This window comes from Microbacterium sp. RURRCA19A (assembly GCF_900156455.1).
In the GTDB taxonomy this organism is placed as follows: Bacteria; Actinomycetota; Actinomycetes; order Actinomycetales; family Microbacteriaceae; genus Microbacterium.
Map to the genome: position 1 here is coordinate 137,007 of NZ_FTNQ01000002.1, position 18,431 is coordinate 155,437.

The 18,431-nt window shown below is 72.8% G+C and carries 17 protein-coding genes; 14 read left to right on the forward strand and 3 right to left on the reverse strand.

Annotated elements, in window-relative coordinates:
* Positions 1 to 17 precede the first annotated feature (17 nt).
* The 12 genes from BW982_RS08615 (at position 18) to BW982_RS08670 (ending at position 13,218) form a co-directional block, all read left to right on the forward strand.
* A complete protein-coding gene (locus BW982_RS08615; protein WP_076492252.1) occupies positions 18 to 674 on the forward strand; it encodes an ATP-binding cassette domain-containing protein in 657 nt (218 codons plus the stop codon).
* The gene (locus tag BW982_RS08620; RefSeq protein ID WP_076492255.1) at positions 671 to 1,312 is read left to right on the forward strand and encodes an ATP-binding cassette domain-containing protein; all 642 of its coding nucleotides are present in this window, start codon (positions 671 to 673) and stop codon (positions 1,310 to 1,312) included. Before BW982_RS08615 ends, BW982_RS08620 begins: the two co-directional genes overlap by 4 nt.
* Before the next feature lie 47 nt (positions 1,313 to 1,359).
* On the forward strand, positions 1,360 to 2,877 hold the full coding sequence (locus BW982_RS08625) for an ABC transporter substrate-binding protein (RefSeq protein ID WP_076492258.1): 1,518 nt from the start codon (positions 1,360 to 1,362) through the stop codon (positions 2,875 to 2,877).
* A gap of 5 nt (positions 2,878 to 2,882) precedes the next feature.
* Positions 2,883 to 4,685, forward strand: a complete 1,803-nt coding sequence (locus BW982_RS08630; protein ID WP_076492261.1) for an ABC transporter permease subunit — start codon at positions 2,883 to 2,885, stop codon at positions 4,683 to 4,685.
* A gap of 5 nt (positions 4,686 to 4,690) precedes the next feature.
* Positions 4,691 to 5,125 carry a hypothetical protein gene (locus BW982_RS08635; protein ID WP_076492263.1) on the forward strand — a complete coding sequence of 145 codons (435 nt, stop codon included), beginning with the start codon at positions 4,691 to 4,693 and terminating at the stop codon, positions 5,123 to 5,125.
* A gap of 314 nt (positions 5,126 to 5,439) precedes the next feature.
* On the forward strand, positions 5,440 to 6,738 hold the full coding sequence (locus tag BW982_RS08640) for an amidohydrolase family protein (RefSeq protein WP_083696602.1): 1,299 nt from the start codon (positions 5,440 to 5,442) through the stop codon (positions 6,736 to 6,738).
* Between the two features lie 7 nt (positions 6,739 to 6,745).
* Positions 6,746 to 7,525: an ABC transporter ATP-binding protein gene (locus BW982_RS08645; protein WP_076492265.1), complete on the forward strand. Its 780-nt coding sequence runs from the start codon at positions 6,746 to 6,748 to the stop codon at positions 7,523 to 7,525.
* Complete coding sequence (locus BW982_RS08650) at positions 7,522 to 8,418, forward strand: ABC transporter permease (protein ID WP_076492268.1); 897 nt, start codon at positions 7,522 to 7,524, stop codon at positions 8,416 to 8,418. The genes BW982_RS08645 and BW982_RS08650 overlap by 4 nt, the downstream gene beginning before the upstream one ends.
* A gap of 151 nt (positions 8,419 to 8,569) precedes the next feature.
* Entirely contained in the window at positions 8,570 to 9,748 is a 1,179-nt protein-coding gene (locus BW982_RS08655) for a nitrate ABC transporter substrate-binding protein (RefSeq protein WP_076492270.1), read from the forward strand.
* A gap of 128 nt (positions 9,749 to 9,876) precedes the next feature.
* Positions 9,877 to 11,205, forward strand: a complete 1,329-nt coding sequence (locus tag BW982_RS08660; protein ID WP_076492272.1) for an FAD-binding oxidoreductase — start codon at positions 9,877 to 9,879, stop codon at positions 11,203 to 11,205.
* A complete protein-coding gene (locus BW982_RS08665) occupies positions 11,202 to 11,981 on the forward strand; it encodes a creatininase family protein (protein WP_076492274.1) in 780 nt (259 codons plus the stop codon). The genes BW982_RS08660 and BW982_RS08665 overlap by 4 nt, the downstream gene beginning before the upstream one ends.
* Positions 11,982 to 12,009: 28 nt before the next feature.
* The gene (locus BW982_RS08670) at positions 12,010 to 13,218 is read left to right on the forward strand and encodes an MFS transporter (protein ID WP_076492276.1); all 1,209 of its coding nucleotides are present in this window, start codon (positions 12,010 to 12,012) and stop codon (positions 13,216 to 13,218) included.
* Positions 13,219 to 13,259: 41 nt separating this feature from the next.
* On the opposite strand, the gene BW982_RS08675 is transcribed toward BW982_RS08670, so the two are convergent.
* The 3 genes from BW982_RS08675 to BW982_RS18180 all read right to left on the reverse strand — a co-directional run bounded on the left by BW982_RS08675 (position 13,260) and on the right by BW982_RS18180 (position 16,673).
* Positions 13,260 to 14,048 (reverse strand): alpha/beta fold hydrolase, encoded by a 789-nt coding sequence (locus tag BW982_RS08675; RefSeq protein WP_076492279.1) that lies wholly within the window; start codon positions 14,046 to 14,048, stop codon positions 13,260 to 13,262.
* 142 nt (positions 14,049 to 14,190) lie between these two features.
* Complete coding sequence (locus BW982_RS08680; RefSeq protein WP_076492282.1) at positions 14,191 to 15,567, reverse strand: amidohydrolase family protein; 1,377 nt, start codon at positions 15,565 to 15,567, stop codon at positions 14,191 to 14,193.
* A 155-nt stretch (positions 15,568 to 15,722) separates the two neighbouring features.
* Positions 15,723 to 16,673, reverse strand: coding sequence for an alpha/beta hydrolase (locus BW982_RS18180; protein ID WP_175611069.1), 951 nt, complete (start codon positions 16,671 to 16,673; stop codon positions 15,723 to 15,725).
* 210 nt (positions 16,674 to 16,883) lie between these two features.
* On the opposite strand from BW982_RS18180, the gene BW982_RS18185 reads away from it, so the two are divergent.
* Entirely contained in the window at positions 16,884 to 17,378 is a 495-nt protein-coding gene (locus BW982_RS18185) for a pyridoxamine 5'-phosphate oxidase family protein (RefSeq protein WP_076492284.1), read from the forward strand.
* A 323-nt stretch (positions 17,379 to 17,701) separates the two neighbouring features.
* Entirely contained in the window at positions 17,702 to 18,406 is a 705-nt protein-coding gene (locus BW982_RS08695) for an SDR family NAD(P)-dependent oxidoreductase (RefSeq protein WP_076492287.1), read from the forward strand.
* Positions 18,407 to 18,431 lie beyond the last annotated feature (25 nt).

An 18,431-nucleotide genomic window follows, 5' to 3' on the forward strand; every position in this document is an offset into this window, starting at 1 on the left:
TGATAATCATTATCAGTATGCCTGACCGTCCCCCGCTCCCCTCGGTGCCCGTCGACGCGCCCGTCGTCGCGCTCGCCGGTGCCGACGTACGGGGGCGGGACGGACGCGTGCTCCTGCGCATCGACGACCTCACCATCCGCGCCGGCGACCGGATCGCCGTGACCGGACCCTCGGGCGCGGGCAAGACCCTGCTGCTGCGGGCGCTCTCGGGAAGGCTCCCCGCCGGACTCACGCTCATTGGTCGGCGGGATGCCGTCGCCCCGCGCGTCGCGCTCGTCCCACAGCGCGGCCTCGACGCCCTGCACCCGCTCGCCCCTCTCGCGCGACAACTCCGCGCCGTCACCCGCGCCCCGCGGGAACGCATCGCCGCGGTGCTCGCGGCGGTCGGGCTCGGTGACACCGGGGCGGCGCGCCGACGCCCGGCCGAGCTGTCGGGCGGGCAGGCGCAGCGTGCGGCCCTCGCGCTGGCGGTGCTCTCGGACGCCCCGCTCGTGCTCGCGGACGAACCCACGAGCGCCCTCGACCACGAGACACGGGACCGCGTGCTCGACGTGCTCGCCGCGGTGATCGGTCCCGCGCAGGCGCTCGTGGTGACGACGCACGACGAGGCCGTGGCCGCGCGGCTCGGCGCCGGCCGCCTCCGTGTGGTCGACGGCACGGTGATCGCCTCGTGAGCACCCTCGTCGTCGACCGCGTCACCGCCGCCCACGGGCGCCGCGTCGCGCTCGCCCCCACGTCCTTCGCGGTCGCGAGCGGATCCTCGCTCGCGATCGTCGGACGCTCGGGGGCCGGGAAGACCACGCTCGCCGAAGTGGTCCTGGGCCTGCGGCGACCGGCATCCGGATCGATCACCGTCGCCGGCCGTCCCTGGCCCGCTGCCCGCGCCTCGCGCCACCTCGTGCAGGGTGTGCCGCAGGATGCCGCCGCGGCCTTCGTCCCGCGCTGGAGCCTGCGCCGCTCGATCGCCGACGCAGTGCAGCGCCTGACCGACGGCCGCGATCTCGACGCGCGGATCCGCCGCGCCGCCTCCCTCGCCGACCTCGATCCGGCGCTCCTCGACCGCCGGCCCGCGGAGGTCTCGGGCGGCCAGGCGCAGCGCGCCGCGATCGCGCGCGCCCTCGCCGTCGACCCCGTCGTCCTGATCGCCGACGAACCCACCAGCGCGCTCGACCCCGAACGCACGGCATCCGTGTCTCAGGCGCTCGTCGACCTCGCCCGCTCCACGGGCACCGCGCTGCTGCTCGTGACCCACGACCCCGCCGTCGCCGCACGCTGCGACGACAGCCTCGCCCTCGCCGCGCCGACGGCGTGACCGCGCTGCCCCCGCAGCGCCCCTCCCCAACAAAGTAAGGAACCACCATGACGGCTCTGTCACGCCGCCTCCTCGCGCTCGCGCTCGCCTCGGCCGCCGTGCCGCTGCTGAGCGGATGCTTCTCGCCCGGCACCACGGCCGCCCCCGACGGCGAAGACCAGCGCATCTCGGTCGCCATGATGCAGCCCCCCAGGTCGGGGCTGAACCCGCTCAGCGACGACGCGTTCAAGCTGTCGCGCTGGTCGACGGCCGAGACGCTCGTGACACTCGACTCCGACGGCACGCCCGAGCCCCTGCTCGCGACCGGATGGGAGCAGGTGGATGCCACCACCTGGCGTTTCGACGTGCGCCCCGGCGTCACGTTCCACAACGGCGACCCGCTGACCGCCGACGCCGTGGCGAACTCGCTGCAGCACGCGATCGACGCCACCCCGAAGCCGCGGATCCTCAACGGCGTCGACGTGCACGTCGTCGACGACGGCGACGCGGTCGTGGTGACCACGGGAGCGCCCGACCCGCTGCTGCCGAACCGCCTGTCGAGCCCGCAGCTGGCGGTGTTCGCCGACGACGCCTACACCGCGAACGGGGTCAGCCCCGTGGGCACGGGCACGGGACCTTTCGTGCTCACGGCGGTCGACGGGATCGTCGGCGCCACCCTCGACCGTTACGACGGCTACTGGGGAGAGAAGGCGCTCGCGGCGGGCATCGACGCCCGATTCGTGCCCGACGGCACGGCGCGGGCCGCGGCACTGCGCACCGGCGACGCCGACATCGTCGAGGCCATCCCCGCGGGTCAGACCGCGACGATCGACGCGAGCCTGCTGCACGAGGTCGCCATGCCGCGCACCAACACGCTGTACCTGAACACCGCGTCGGGGCCGTTCGCCGATCCCGCCGTCCGTGCCGCGGCGCGCGCCGCGGTGGACCGCGCCGCGATCGTCTCGTCGGTGTACGAGGGACGCGCCGACGTCGCCGAGGGACTGCTCGGTCCCGCGCTCCCCTGGGCCGCTGACCTGCGCGAGGACGCGGCCTACCGTGCGCTCGTCGACACGCGCCCGGCCGCGGCGGCGGTGTCCGGCATCCCGATCACGCTCGGCACCTTCACCGACCGCGCCGAGCTGCCCGAGGTCGCCGTCGTGCTGGAGCAGCAGCTCGAGGCCGCCGGGTTCGTCGTGCAGCAGGACGTGCGCGAGTACCAGTTCATCGAAGCCGACGCCCTCGACGGCAGGTTCGACGCGTTCATCCTGTCGCGGGCGACCGTCCTCGACTCCGGCGACCCGGCGGCCTACCTCGCCTCGGACTTCACCTGCGGCGGGGGATTCTCGATCGCACAGCTGTGCTCCCCCGACGTCGACGCGGCGGTCGCGCTCGCGTCGACCACCGCCGCCGGCGCCGACCGCCGCAGCGCCACGATGGCCGCCGAGGCACGGGTGCTCGCGACGGATGCCGCGGTGCCGCTGCTGCACGAGCGCGTGGTGCAGGGCGAGTCGACGTCGGTCGTCGACGCCGCCCGCGATCCGCGCGAGCGTCAGCTGGTGACCGCGAGAACCCGCATCGCGGACTGACGACCGTGCGCCACAGCCACGTCGCCGGGCTCGTCTCGCGGACGCTGAGCGGGATCGCGCTGCTGACGGTCGCCGGGGCACTGCCCTGGCTGTCGCAGCGCGACCCCGCGGCATCCATCCTGCGCGCCCGCTACGCCGAGCTCGAACCCACCCCCGAGGCGCTGGACGGCGTCCGCGCCGAGCTCGGACTCGAGGGCGGACCGCTCGCGACGAGCCTGCGCTGGTGGTCGCACGCCCTGCGGGGCGACCTCGGTCGCTCGTGGGTGAGCGGCGGCGAGGTCGGCCCCGGGGTCTGGCACGCCCTCGGGGTGTCGCTGACGCTCACCGGCTTCGCGATGGCGGTGGCGCTGGCCGTGGCGGCGGGGCTCGTCTCTCCCGCGGTGACCCGGATCGCGCGGGACCGTCCGCCCCGCGGCTCCGGCCCCGTGGGCGTGGCGCTCACGGCCCTGCCCGAGTTCCTGCTCGCCAGCGTCGTGCTGGTCGTGGTCGCCGTGCAGCTGCGATGGCTGCCGCCGTACGGCTGGAGCGGGCTGGACACCGCCGTGCTCCCGGCACTCGCGCTCGGCATCCCCGCGGGCGGTCTGCTCGGGCGGCTGTTCGCCGACGCGCTGGGCGGTGTCGGCGAGGAGCGGTGGGTGGAGGTCTGGCGGCTCGCGGGCGCGCGCCGCCGGGTGCTCGTCGGCGGCTTGCTCCGACGGGCGGGCGCGGCGGTGGTCGACCAGGCCGGGCTCGTCGTCATCGGGCTGCTGGGCGGCGCGGTCGCCGTCGAGCAGGTGTTCGCCATTCCGGGACTCGGTCGCTACCTGCTGGGCGCGGCGAACGCGCAGGATCTGCCCGCGCTGCAGGCCGGAGTGCTGCTGATGGCCCTCGCGGCGATCGTCGTGGGACTGCTCACCGGCGCCGCACGTCGAGCCCTCCGCGGCGGACCGCTCCCCGCGGGCGCGCTCCCGTCGCCGCCGGAGCCGCGCGGCGACGGCCGCGCCGCCCGGGTCACGGTGGCGGTGGCCCTCGGCATCCTGGCCCTGCTCTTCGCGACGGGATTGCCGCGCGATCCGTACGCACTCGCCTCCCCGCGACTGAGCCCGCCGAGCCTCGCGCTGCCGTTCGGGGCCGACGCCAGCGGCCGCGACCTGCTCGGACGCGTCGCCCACGGCACGGTCGGCACGCTGCTGCCGGCGTTCGGGATCGTCGCCCTCGCGATCGTCGTGGCCCTGCTGCTCGCGGTCGCCGGCGAGATCGCGCGGGGTCCGGCCGAGATCGCCAACGCCACGCCGCCGATCCTGGCGGGCGTGATCGTCGCGGCCCTGTGGGGTCCGTCCGTGGGAGGAGCCGCGCTCGCAGTGCTGTGGGTGACGTGGCCGCCGTTGACGACGCACGCCGCCGCGCTGATCGACGAAGCCCTCGCCGCCCCGCACGTGAAGTGGATGCCGCTGTCGGGCGCGTCCCGCGCGGAGATCTGGCTGCGGCACGTGCTTCCCGCGACGCTCGGCCCGCTCGTGCGCCACGGCATGCTGCGACTGCCCGGCGTCGCCCTCGCGCTGGCAGCCCTCGGGTTCCTCGGTCTCGGCGCGCAGCCGCCGCAGCCGGAGTGGGGCCTGCTGCTGTCGGAGGGCATCGACTACGTCGAACGCGCGCCCTGGACGACCCTCGCCCCGGCCCTCGCGCTCGTGACGACGTCGGTGCTCGCCGTGGCGGCGGCGGGGCTGCGCCCGCGGCGGCGGGTACGGGCACGGGCGGATGCCGACCGGGAGAACGCCGAGAGCCACGACCGGACGCTCACCGGCGTCGCGGGAGCGCCTCTAGATTGAGGCGCATGGGGATGCGACGGGGGTTCGTCCGCGCGGCCGGGATCACCGGGGGCGCCACGCTGACGCTGGCGCTCGCGTCGTGCTCGCTCGACACGATCATCTGGGGTCCGGACGGCGCCGCGGTCATCGACACGACCAACCGGGTGATCGCCGCGGCGAGCGCCGGTGACGCGACGGCCCTGGTCTGCGCGGGCGCCGCACCCGAGATGGGCGCCCCCGAGGACTGGACCGGCCTCGCCGCCGAGGAGCCGGAGCGGCTCGTCGGCGATCACTGGCCCGACCAGGCCGCTCTGGATGCCGCGTGGAGCATCAACGTGTCACTCCCGGTCGACCGCGTCGCCGGGGGCACGAACGCCCCCGGCGACCTGTTCTTCCGCGACACCGACGACGGGTTGTGCCTGGTCGACGTGGCCTGGTCGACGGTGGAGTTCGAGGGCTGACGCCGAGGACCCTGCCCGCGCAGGCTCAGCGATCCGCGCGGGCTCAGCCGGAGACGGCGCGAACGCACTGAGCGGGGGCGGATCGCGGAGGTCGCGCGACGCCCGCGCACCGCGGGCGCGGCTCGCCCGGCGGGCGCGGGGTCGTCCCGCCGCAGGTTTGTCACGAGGGTCACGAGCGGGAAATACGGCGGAAACGACCGGTTCCTAGCATCGGAAACAGCCCGGATGTTGGTCACACCAACACTGGAGAGCCGCTCCCGACGGCGCCCGCCTCGACGAAGTGGCATCCTCACCCTCATTCTCCGGAGGTCCTCGTGTCCGCCGCTCCACCCGTCTCGATCACCGCGATCCACAATGCGCGGCTGGCGTCCGGCGCGCTCGTGGACATCGCGATCGACGGCGAGACGGTCGTCGCGGTGGTCCCGGCGGGGACGCCGTTGCCCGAGACCGGCGGCGAGACCCTCGACCTCGCCGGCTACGTCGTCACGGCGGCCGGCGCCGAGCCCCACGGGCACCTCGACAAGTCGCAGTCCTGGGATGCCATCCAGCCCCCGTTCGGCGACCTCGTCCGCGCCATCGAGAGCTGGCAGGCCTTCGCCCAGACGCTCGACGAGGACGAGACGCTCGACCGGGCCCGCTCCACGGCGCTACGGATGCTGGCATCCGGGATCACCGCCGTCCGGACCCACGTCGACCTGCTGCACGGCGCCGACGCGCTGATCGGCGTCCGCGCCCTCGTCCGGCTGCGAGAGGAACTGCGCGGCCTCATGGACATCGAGCTCGTCGCGCTCGGCGGACCGACCGTCCCCGACGCGGTGTTCGACGCGGCCCTCGACGCGGGCGTCGACCTCGTCGGCGGAGCACCGCACCTCGCGGACGACCCGATCGCCGACCTCGACCGCCTCATCGCCATCGCCCGGCGCCGCGACGTCGGCCTCGACCTGCACACCGACGAGAGCCTCGCCGGTGCCGACACCCTCACCGCCTACGCCGCCGCCGTCACCGGCTGGCACCGCCCCCGCACCGCCGGGCACTGCGTACGCCTGAGCATGATGCCGACCGAAGACCTCGCTGCCCTCGCCGACGACGTGCGCGCCGCCGACATCGGCATCATCGCCCTCCCCATCACCAACCTGTACCTGCAGGGGTGGGATGCCGACCACGCGGTGCCCCGCGGGATCGCGCCGATCGGCCGCCTCAAGACCGCCGGCGTCCGCGTCGCCGCCGGCGCCGACAACGTGCGGGACCCCTTCAACCCCGTGGGCCGCTGCGACCACCTCGAGACCGCCTCCCTCCTCGTCGCCGCGGGGCACCTGGCCCCCGAGGACGCCGTTGACGCCGTCACGACGGGCGCCCGCGACGTCATGGGGTTGCCGTTCGCCGGTCCCGTCGCCGGGGCCCGCGCCGACCTCGTCGCCGTCCGCGCCGCCTCGCTCGGCGAGACCGTCGCGTTCGCCTCCGCAGACCGCGTGGTCCTCCACCGCGGCCGCGTCGTCGCCCGCACCACGGTCACGACGCGCATCGCCGCACCCTCCGCCCCCGCCCCGACAACCGCACCGCCCGCCGACGCACCCGCACCGGCGCTTCCGACCCTCGTCCCGACCGGAAAGTGAGCGCTCCGTGACCCTCGCCTCCCCTTCCCCGGCAGCGACCCTCGCGGGCCCGACCCCGCCGCTGCTGGACTTCCGGAACGTCGCCATGACGTTCCCCAACGGCACCACCGCCCTCTCGGGCGTCGACCTCGTCGTCGAGCGCGGCGAGTTCGTCAGCGTCGTCGGCCCCTCGGGCTGCGGCAAGTCGACGCTGCTGCGCATCGCCTCGGGCCTCGAGTCCGCGAGCGAAGGCACCGCGACGGTCAACACCGACCGGATCGGCTACGTCTTCCAGGACGCCACGCTCCTGCCCTGGCGCGACGTGCAGTCCAACGTGGAGCTCCTCGCCGAGCTGAACTGGCAGCCCAAGCGCGTCCGCACCCCGAAGGCGCAGTGGGCGATCGACCTCGTCGGGCTCAACGGCTTCGAGAAGCACCTGCCCAAGCAGATGTCGGGTGGCATGAAGATGCGCGCGTCCCTCGCCCGCTCCCTCACGCTCGACCCCGAACTGTTCCTCTTCGACGAGCCGTTCGGCGCACTCGACGAGATCACCCGCGAGCGCCTGAACGACGAGCTGCTGAAGATCTTCGTCGAGCAGAAGTTCGGTGGGCTCTTCATCACGCACTCGGTCTCCGAAGCGGTCTACCTCTCCACCAAGGTCGTCGTGATGTCGGGTCGCCCCGGCCACCTCGTCGACACCTTCGAGGTCCCCTTCGACATGCCGCGCGACCCCGAGATCCGCTACACGGGCGAGTTCGCGAAGCTCGTCGGCGAGGTCTCCCACGCCCTCCGGGAAGGACACTCATGAGCACCACGTCTGCAGAGCCGGTCGTCTCCGAGACGTCCGAGCCCACGGCATCCACCCCCGTTCCCCCCTCCTCCGACACGGCGCCCCGGGCTCCGCGCGGACGTGGGCCGATCGGTCGCTGGGTGCTCCTCGCCCTCCCGCCGCTCGGCGTCCTCGCCGTGCTCGTCGGCATCTGGTACGTCATCTCGGGCGTCCTCACCGCGACCGGCAAGGGCTTCCTGCTGCCCATGCCGCACGAGATGTTCACGAAGGGCTTCTTCGACCCGCAGGTCAGCGCCGACATCTGGACCGCTCTGTTCCGCACCACGGGCGTCGCCCTCACCGGCCTCGCGATCGCGATGGTGATCGGCATCGGCTGGGCCATCGCGATGTCGATGGCGCGCTGGGTCGAGCGCAGCACGTACGCCTACGCGGTGATCCTGCAGTGCATCCCGATCCTCGCCCTCGTGCCGCTCGTGGGCTTCTGGTTCGGATACGAGTTCCTCGCCCGCGTCATCGTCTGCGTCCTGATCGCGCTCTTCCCCATGGTCTCGAACACCCTGTTCGGGCTCCAGTCGGTCGACAAGTCGCAGCGCGAACTGTTCCGGCTGCAGAAGGCCAACAAGTGGACGGTGCTCACGAAGCTCACCCTCCCCGCCGCGCTCCCCTCGATCTTCGTCGGCATGCGCACCTCGGCCGGGCTCTCGGTCATCGGTGCGATCGTCGGCGACTACTTCTTCCGCCGCGGCGAGCCGGGCATCGGCTCCCTCATCTCCAACTACCAGTCGCGGCTGCAGAGCGCCGAGCTGTTCGCCGCGATCCTCGCGGCCTGCCTCCTCGGCGTCGCGATCTTCGCCCTCTTCGGCTGGCTGTCGAAGGTCGCCGTCGGCCGCTGGTACGAATCGGCACGCTGACCCCGCCCGTCCCGACCCGACTCTCCACCGCACACAGACACCGGATGCCACGGCACCGCGCCCTCGGGCGTGCCCGCGGCCGTGGCATCCGACCCCTCCTGCACCACCTTCCGTACCCGAGAGTTCCACCCGTCACAGAAAGCGAAACAGCATGAAGCGCAGCACCCTCCTTCGCGGCACCGCCGTCACCGGCGCGTTCGCGATCGCCCTCACGCTCACCTCGTGCGCCGGCAGCGCCGCGGAGTCGGCTCCCAGCAGCTCCGACCTCGCCATCGGCTCGGTCGACCTGTCGGCCGACTGCCCCGCGACGATCGTCGTCCAGACCGACTGGAACCCCGAGGCGGAGCACGGTCACCTCTACGAGATGATCAAGGACGACTACACGATCGACGCCAACACCAAGGCCGTCACCGGTCCCCTGAAGGTGGACGGCGAGTACACCGGCGTCAACCTCGAGATCCGCGCCGGCGGTCCCGCGATCGGCTTCCAGACGGTGTCGGCCCAGATGTACCAGGACGACAAGATCACCCTCGGCTACGTGAGCACCGACGAGGCCATCCAGCTCTCCGGCACGACGCCCACCAAGGCCGTCATGGCGCCGCTGGACATCAGCCCCACCATGGTCATGTGGGACCCCACCACCTACCCCGACGTCAAGACCATCCAGGACGTCAAGCCCGCCCTCGAGGCGAACAAGGGCGTGTGGCGCTACTTCGATGGTTCGGCCTACATCGAGTACCTCAAGAGCGCGGGCCTCGCCAGCGCCGACATCCTGGACGGTTCGTACGACGGCACCCCGTCGAACTTCGTCGCCGCCGGCGGCAAGGACATGCAGCAGGGCTTCGCGTCGGCTGAGCCGTACGTGTACCAGAACGAGGTCTCGGCCTGGGGCAAGCCGGTGAAGTTCGCCCTCATCCACGACTCGGGATGGCAGACCTACCAGTCGTCCATGTCGGTCAAGGCCGCGGACTTCGACAAGCTGAGCCCCTGCCTCACCAAGCTCGTCCCCGTGCTGCAGAAGGCGGGCGTGGCGTACTACAAGGACCCGAAGGCCGCCAACGACCTCATCCTGAAGCTCGTCGAGGAGTACAACACCGGCTGGACGTACACGCAGGGTGTGGCCGACTACTCGGTCAAGACGCAGGTCGACCTCGGCCTCGTCGGCGACGGCCCCGACTCCACCTACGGCAACTTCGACGACGCCCGCTTCGCGGACTTCTTCGAGAAGGCCAGCAAGGTCTACACCGACCTCGGCACCCCGCCGGCGGCCGGCTACACCGCCAAGGACCTGTACACGAACGAGTTCATCGACACCTCGATCTCGTTCTGACCGGCTCGGCCCGGCCCGCCTCGCGCGGGCCGGGCCGCGTCCCGCACGCTCCGCCCCACCCCGGCCGCCCTCCCCGCCGCGGCCCCGACATCTGGCATCCACCCCACCCGCGTCACCCGGAGACACCCATGAGCGACACCGCCACCCGCGTCCTCTCCCTCGAGGACGACCTGCTCGACCTGCTCGGCCCCGCCGCCGTCAGCACCGAACCGCGCGTGCGCGAGCGCGCCAGCGTCGACGGGTCGCCGATGTCGCCGATCATCGCCGCCAAGCTCCCCCTGGGCCTCGCCGACCTCGTCGTCTTCCCGACGGATGCCGAGCAGATCGCGATCGCGGTCGCCGCGGCCGCGCGGCACGGCGTCCCCGTGACCGTCCGCGGCAAAGGCACCGGCAACTACGGCCAGGCCATCCCGATGCAGGGCGGCCTCGTCATCGACACCACCCGCGCCAAGGCGATCGTCGAGGTCGGCGACGGGTTCATCACCGCCGAGGCCGGAACCCCCATGGTGCTGCTCGAGCAGGCCGCGTGGGCCGCCGGCCAGGCGCTCTGGATGTACCCGTCGACCGCGCAGTCCACCCTCGGCGGCTTCCTCTCCGGCGGCTCCGGCGGCACCGGCTCCATCGAGCACGGCTCGAACGACCGCGGCTTCGTCGCCGCGCTCGACGTCGTGCACGCCGACGGCAGCGCCGACATCATCCACGTCGAGGGCGACGAGGCCCAGAAGTACGTGCACAATTACGGAACCGTGGGCGTCATCGTGCGCGCCACCGTCCGGCTCGAGCCGCTGCGCGAGTGGCGGGGTCTTTGGGCCAGCTTCCCCGACTTCTCGGGCACCCTGGCGGTGCTGCAGACCATCGGCAACCTCGACCCCACCCCGCGCCTGGTCTCCGGCGACGGGCCCGAGATCTCGGCATCCCTCCCCGCCGACGAAGCCATTCCGGAAGGCCGGTCGAGCCTGCGCGCGATCATCGACGCGTCGCTCATCGACACCGTCACCGCGATCGTCGAGGGCGCGGGCGGCCGCGTGGAGGCGGTGCGCGAGGGGCCGCAGGCCAGCATCCGTCTGTCGATGCTCAGCTACAACCACCCGATCGAGTGGTACCAGAAGAGCCAGCCGCACGAGGTGTTCCACCTCGAGGTCGCGGGCAGCCCGCTGGCAGAGGACGTGGATGCCGTCGAGGCGGTCTTCGCCGGCGGAAAGCTCCACATCGAGTCGACCAAGCAGCACCCGATCGGCATGCTCGCCGCCCCCTACGTGAGCGAGGAGGACGTGTACCGCGGCATCGCCGAGCTCAACGCGATCGGCGTCGGCGTGCACAACCCGCACCAGTGGAACGTCGACTTCAACGTCGAGCAGACGGTCGAGACCGCGCGTTCGACCGACCCGCACGGGCTGCTGAACCCCGGCAAGCTCAACCCCGAGTACACCGGCGCACGCAAGGGAGCCATCCGATGAGCCGTCTTCTCGCCGAACTCAGCGGCCCCGCCGCCGCCGAGGCCCTCACCGACAAGTCGATCATCGTGCTGCCCACGGGCGCGATCGAGCACCACGGTCCGCACCTACCCCTGGCGACGGATGCCATCGTCGCCGAGGCCTCCGCCACGGCCGCCGTCGCGCGCGCCGCCGCGCAGGGCATCGACGTGTGGCAGCTGCCGACGCTGTCAATCACGAAGTCCGACGAGCACTCGTGGGCGCCGGGCACGCTGTGGCTCACGCCCGAGACGATGATGCAGACCATCGTCGACATCGGCCGCTCGCTGCTGACCACCCGCGCCCGCACCCTGGTGTTCCTCAACGGCCACGGCGGCAACGTCGCGCTGCTGAACGTCGCGAACCGGGAGCTCCGCCGACGCTTCGGGCTGCGCACGTTCTTCATGCCCGCCGCGCGCGTGCCCTCGTTCGACGGCACCGACGGCGGCCCCGACGAGCACGGCACCGGCATCCACGCGGGCCACGGCGAAACCAGCATGATCATGCACCTGCGCCCCGAGCTCGTGGACGCCACGAAATTCGAGGCCACGGTTCCGGCGCACATCGGCGACTTCCGGCACATCGGCTTCAACGGCAAGCCCGTGACCTTCGGCTGGCTGTCGAACGACTTCGGCCCCACCGGCGTGCTCGGCGACCCGACGGGCGCGAACGCCGCACACGGCGCGCAGCTGTTCGAGGACAGCGTGTCCTTCGTCGTCGAGGCGCTCGAGGAGATCAGCCGATTCGACTACACCGCGTGACGGCGTCGCGAGCTGCGGGCGGCGTCCGATGAGCGTCGCTTCGGAAGCCACCGGGGTCCGGGCGTACGGACAGGTGCTGCGCCTGCCCGGTGCGCGGACGTTCGTCGCGGCCGGCATCCTCGCCCGATTCCCCCGCGCGACCCTCTCGCTCGGCGTGATCCTGCTCGTCTCGGCCGCGACGGGCAGCTTCGGGTCGGCCGGGATCGTCGTCGCCCCGCTCGTGGGCGGCATGGCCGTCGCGGCTCCCCTCTGGTCGTCGCGCATGGACCGGCACGGCCAGGCGCGGGTCATCCTGATCTCGCTCGGATGCCTCGTGCTCGCGGCATCCGCCCTGCTCGCCCTCGTGCTGACGGCGGCGCCCTTCTGGACGTGGCTCGTCGCCGCGTTCGCGACCGGTGCGGCCACGCCCGACCTCACCTCGGCCGTGCGTGCGCGGTGGACGGTGCTCGCCCCTCCGTCGCAGCGGACGGCGGCGCTCGCGCTCGAGACGATCGGCGATCAGATGGTGTTCATCTCGGGGCCGCCGGTCATCACCGCGGTCGCCGCCGCCGTGAACCCGGCGGTCGCGATGCTCGGTTCGCTGACCCTCGGCGTCATCGGCGGGGTGTGGCTGGCATCGCAACGCGGCACCCAACCCGCGGCGACCGGGGCGACCGGCCGCGCCCGGTTCGCGTGGCCGCCCGCCGGAGTCGTGCCGGTCGCGCTCGCGTGCGTCGCGCTGGGCGGCGTGTTCGGCGCGTTCGACGTGACCCTCGTGGGGTGGGCAGAGCTGGGGGGACGTCCGTGGCTCGCCGGCCCCGCGTTCAGCGCGCTGGCCCTCGCGATCGCGGTCGGCTCGGTCATCACCGGAGCCCGGGCGTGGAAGCTCTCGCCGATCGCCCGGTTCATCGGGTTCGCCGCGGCGGCCGCGATCGCCGCCCTCGCTCTGCCCCTCACACAGGCCGTGACGCCCGTGCTGTTCCTCGCGATCCTGGTCCTCGGGCTGCTGCTGTCGCCCGTGATGATCTCCGGGATCCTCGTGGCCTCGGCCCGCGCCCCCGAGGGTCGCGTGACCGAGACCCTGGCCTACCCGACCGCGGCGATGTCGCTGGGCGTTCCGATCGGCGGCGTGATCGCGGGCTCGGCCCTGGATGCCACCGGCCCCGCGACCGCGCTCGTGAGCATCGCCGTGGCCCTGGCGTGTGCGGCGGTGATCGCCGTGGTGGGCGAGGGCCTGCTGCGGGTCGCGCGGCGCTGAGGTCACCCAGCGGCGCCATCGTCGAGCGCATCGCACCCGGGCTACAGCACGGTCGCGAGGTGCCGCAGCACCGAGACGTGTCCGTCGGCGGGGTGAAGCTCGAGCGTTCCGGTCGGGAGCGCCTCGGCGAGCAACTCCGCGTGTCGCGGCGGGATCACGCGGTCCCGTCGGCCCTGGACGAGCAGGACGGATGCCGTGACCTCCGCGAGCGCGAACCCCCAGGGCCGGACGAACGCGAGGTCGTCGTCGACGAGCCCGTCGTCGCCGTACTCGGCCGACGCCCCGACGTCGGCGCCGAGCGACGCCCACTCCCCCTGCAGCGCGGTGTAGTCGGCATCCACGAACGAGTCCGGGTCGAACTCGTCCATCTCGGCGAACCGGCGCCGCGCCTCTTCGCCCTCCGTCGCGGCGCGGAGCGCCTGCGGCGCCTGCATCCCGGCGAACCACTCGTCGCTGCCGTCGAACGGCGCAGGTGACGCGAACGTGACGACGCGGTGGACCAGATCCGGCATCACGACCGCGCACGCGAGCGCGTGCGGTCCGCCACCCGAGGCCCCCACCGAGACCACGGATGCCACGCCCAACGCCTCAAGCACGGGGCGCAGCCCCGCGGCCACATCGGCGACCGTGCGACCCGGCGCACGCGGCGAGAGCGCGTATGCGGGCCGCGCGACCGACACGACGACGAGCCCGCGAGCGTCGGCCGCGGCTCGGACGGGCGGAAGGATCGCCCCCGTCTGCGGCGATCCGTGGTGCCACAGCAGCACGTCGCGCCCCGCGATGTCGTCGTGCGAGACGTGGACGTCGAGACCCGCGATCACCGTGCGCATGCGCCCAGGCTCGCACGTTCCTCCCTCAGCGAGCGGGAACGCCGAGACTGCATTCGCCTGACATCTCCACTGCAATCTGCAATGGGGTCATCAGGAAGATGCAGTCTCGAGGCGCGTGGCGCTCGGAACCCGCGCGGGCGACCTACAGGATGACGCCGAACTCGTCGGCCAGCGCCGGGAGCTCGGTGTGCAGCACGTGCGACGCCTCCGCGGCCAGCGGGTTGGTCGAGACGCCGTCCTCGTTCACGAGCTTGCCGCCGACGTACACCTGCTTCAGGTTGCGCAGGCCGCACGCGAGCACGTAGCTGCGCACGGGGTTCCACAGCGGACCGACGTCCGGCAGCCGCGGGTCGACGACCACGAAGTCGGCGAACTTCCCCACCTCGAGGCTGCCGACACGGTCGTCGACGCCCATGATCTCGGCTCCGCCGAGGGTGTGCAGGCGCAGTACGCGCTCGGGCATCATCGACAGCGGGTCGTGGGTGCGGGCGCGCTGCATGAACATGCCCATGCGCATGTTCTGCCAGGGGTCGGCGACGTCGGTGCACGCCTGATCGTCCAGGCCCATGCCGACCTTCATGCCGAGGTCGAGCATCTCGGGCACGTGCGCGATCCCCGACGCGAGGCGTCCGTTGGACGCCGGCTGCCACGACATGCTGGCGCCGCCGGCGGCGGCATCCGCGATGATCTCCGGCGTCGTCTGGATGAAATGCCCGAACATCATGCCCGGGCGCAGTGCCCCGGCGTTCTTGTACAGCTGGAACTTCGTCTGCTGGTGCTCGATCGCCTCGTACGTCTCGAGGAAGTGCGCCTGGTTGGTGACACCGAAGCGGTCCATGACGGCGACCTCGATCTCGGCGGCATCCGGCCGGGTCGACCACTGCACCTGCCCCATGATCGACGCGCCGAGCGCGATGTCGGGGTCCATCGCGAGGACGTGATCCAGGGATGCCTCGAACCGGGCGAAGATCTCGTCGTCGGTGCCGACGGTCGCATCGAGCGCGATGGAGTCGACGAAGCGGAGGCCCGCGTCATGGCATCCGTCGGCCTGTCGGGTGTGCCATGCGTGATCGCGGAGCTGTCCGCCGCCGTCGGCGCGCTTGCCCTCGACCATCGGCTCCCACGGCAGGAGCGGGTCGGTGAAGTTGTACGCCGTGGTCACACCGTTGGCGAGGAAGTCGAGCGAACCGTGCAGCGTCGCCCAGTAGATCTGGTCGGGCGAGGCGTTGTTGAGGACGCTGAACATCGAGGTGCACCAGCCGTAGAGCGTCTGGTCGACGCCGAGGCCGCGCGAGCCGCTGGTGAACAGGTGGCTGTGCGAGGAGACGAACCCCGGGGCGACGAACTTGCCGTCGACGTCGAGGATCTCGTCGGCGGTGAGGCCCGGATCGGGGTCGCCCGCGCCGATCGCGGCGATGCGTCCGTCCTGGACGAGCATGTATCCGCGCTCGATGTAGCCGGGGTCGTCGGTGCCCGCGGGGACCGTGATGAGCCGTGCATTCGTGACCAGAAGCGACATGTTGATGACGGTAACAATGGCGTGTTTCCGCGGTGTTCCGAGTGTGCGGCGGGAGGTTTGCGGGGGTCCTCGTCCCACTTCTGGCGAACCGTGTCCCACTTATGGCTGGCTGCGAGCCGTCGAACCGGCCATAAGTGGGACGAGGTTCGCCGGCCTCAGGCGAACGCCGCGCGCACCGCCGGCGCGACGGCGGCCAGGACCTCGTCGCGGGCGGGCGTCGAGGGGAACACGAGGAACAGGTGCGGGACGCCCTCGCGCCGCACGAACTCGACGGGTGTTCCGGATGCCGCCAGCCGCCCGGCGTACTCCTCCGCCTCGTCGGAGAGCGGGTCGACGCCCGCCGCGACGATCACCGCCGGAGCCGAACCGGCGAGCCCCGGCACGCGCAGCGGCGCCGCCTCGACGGGCACCGGGACCGTGGCATCCGGGAGATACAGCCCCCAGTACCACTGCATGCCCTTCGCGGTCAGCGGAAGATTCTCGGTGTGGGCACGGTAGCTCGGCCGGCCGGGGTCGGGGGCGTCGAGCACGGGGCACAGCAGCACCTGGACCCGGATGCCAGGAGCCCGGCCCTCGCGAGATCGCAAGGCCAACGCGGCGGCGAGGTTGCCGCCGGCGCTGTGCCCCGCGACGCCGAGGAGCGTCGGGTCGACGAGGCCGCCGGCCCCGTCCGCGGCGAAGCGCAGGGCTCGGTCGAGGTCGTCGAGACCCGCGGGGAAGGGATGCTCGGGCGCGAGCCGGTAGTCGACGCTCAGCACCTGCGCGCCGGTGGCCGCGGCGAGCGCACGGCACAGGGCGTCGTTGTTGTCGAGGTCGCCGGCGACCCATCCGCCGCCGTGGGCGAACACGAGGGTTCCGCGGTGGCCGGCGCGCGGACGGTACAGGCGCAGCGCGATGTCGCCGTCGGCGGTGTCGATCGACTCGATCACGTCGTCGTCGGGCAGCCGCACCCACGACGGGTTGGCGCGCAGCTCGGCGATCCGTGCGGCGTCGTCGCCCTCGGCATCCGTGGCCCCCGACGGGATCGTGCCCGCCCGCGCCGCGAGCCGCGCGAGGTGCGCGCGGACGTCCGGGTCGGTGATCGCGGGGTGGACGGTGTCGCTCACGGTGCTCCTGTGTCGTTCGGCCGGGTGTGGCGGGCGGGTCGGGTCCCACCGTTGAGTGTCCAAGACACGCGGATGCCACGCGCCCACGTCCGCGTGTCTTGGACACTCAACACCCTGGAACGGCGGAACCGCGCGTGCCGCGGCTCGCCACCGCAGAAGCGTTACGGCGCGGAAACACCCGCGTCGCGCACACCCCCGACGATGGGCCGCATGACGTCTCCCGAGCAGCGCGCGGCCGCGATCCTGGCGACCCAGCGCTTCGTCGTGATCGGCACGGCGGACGCCGACGGACCCTGGACCGCGGCCGCGCAGTACCGGCTCCTCCCCCGAGGCATGTACGTCGAGTCCGACGTCTCGTCGCGGCACGCCCGGGCGATCGCGGCGTCGGGCGTGGCATCCGGTGTCGTGTTCGACTCGTCGGCCGCGCCCGCCGACGCCGACGGCGTGCAGCTCGCCTTCGCGGCGCGGGAGGTGGATGCCGACGCCTCGGCGATCCGCGACGTGCTGGCCGCGCGGCTCCCGCGCGACGCCGGCGATGACGATCCGGCGACGGTGCTCGCCGCGCCGACGAAACGGCTGTACGTGCTCGCGGTCGAGCGTGCGTTCGTGTTCGACCGTGACGCCTGGCGGTCCCACGGGACCGACGCGAGGCTCGAGGTGGACGTCACCGAGGTGTGGGCTCAGCTCGCGATCCTCCGTCGATAAACGCTGATCCCGGGCGACGCGCCGCGCGATAACCGCTGATCCCGGGCGACGCGCCGCGCGATAAACGCTGTCCAAGGCCCCCGCCACGCGCGATAAACGCTGTTCCCGGCGAAACACGGGACGAGCCGCCGTGTCTGGGCGTCGATGCCGTTTCTCGCGAGGAGGGGGCGCCAGGGAGGCGCCGCCGGGAAGAGGCGCCGCCAGGGAGGCGCCGCCGCCACCGCACCCCGTTACGCCGCCGAAACACCCGCGTCGCGGAGGCGTCGCGGCCCGGGCGTACGGTGACGCCGACGGGCGCTCCCGACGCCCGGGTGAGGAGTGCCATGTCCCAGCGCGTCATCGTGACCGGAGGTTCCGGCGGCATCGGTGCCGCCATCGTGGAACGGTTCGTGGCCGACGGCGCGGCGGTCGCGGTGCTCGACCGGCGCGCGCCCGCGGGTGAGTCGGCATCCTTCTTCCCGGTCGATCTGCTCGACCCGCTCGACACGCGCCGCGCGGTCGGCGAGGCCGTCGCAGCGCTCGGCGGCGTGGACGTGCTCGTCAACTGCGCCGGGATCTTCCAGCACGCCTCGCTGCTGGACATCACGGTCGACGACTGGGACCGCGTCCTCGACATCAACGCCCGCGCGACCCTCGTCACCATGCAGGCCGTCGCGCCCGTCATGCTCGAAGCCCGCCGCGGCTCGATCGTCAACATCGCGAGCATGGCCGCGAAGCACGGCGGCGGCGGCGAGGGGCATTACGCCGCGTCAAAGGCGGCGGTCGTGGCGCTCACGCGCGCCGGGGCGCAGGAGTGGGGATGCCACGGCGTCACCGTCAACGCCGTCTGCCCGGGGTACGTGCTCACCGATATGGGCGCCGACACCCGGTCGGAGGCCGACGTCGCCGCCTGGAGCGCGAAGTCGCCGCTGGGCCGCCTCGGCATCCCGGAGGACGTCGCGGGGGTGACCCACTTCCTCGCCTCCCCCGCCGGCGGGTACCTCACCGGACAGGCGATCAACGTCACCGGCGGCATGATCATGCACTGAGGCCCGGTACGTGTGTCCCTTCGTG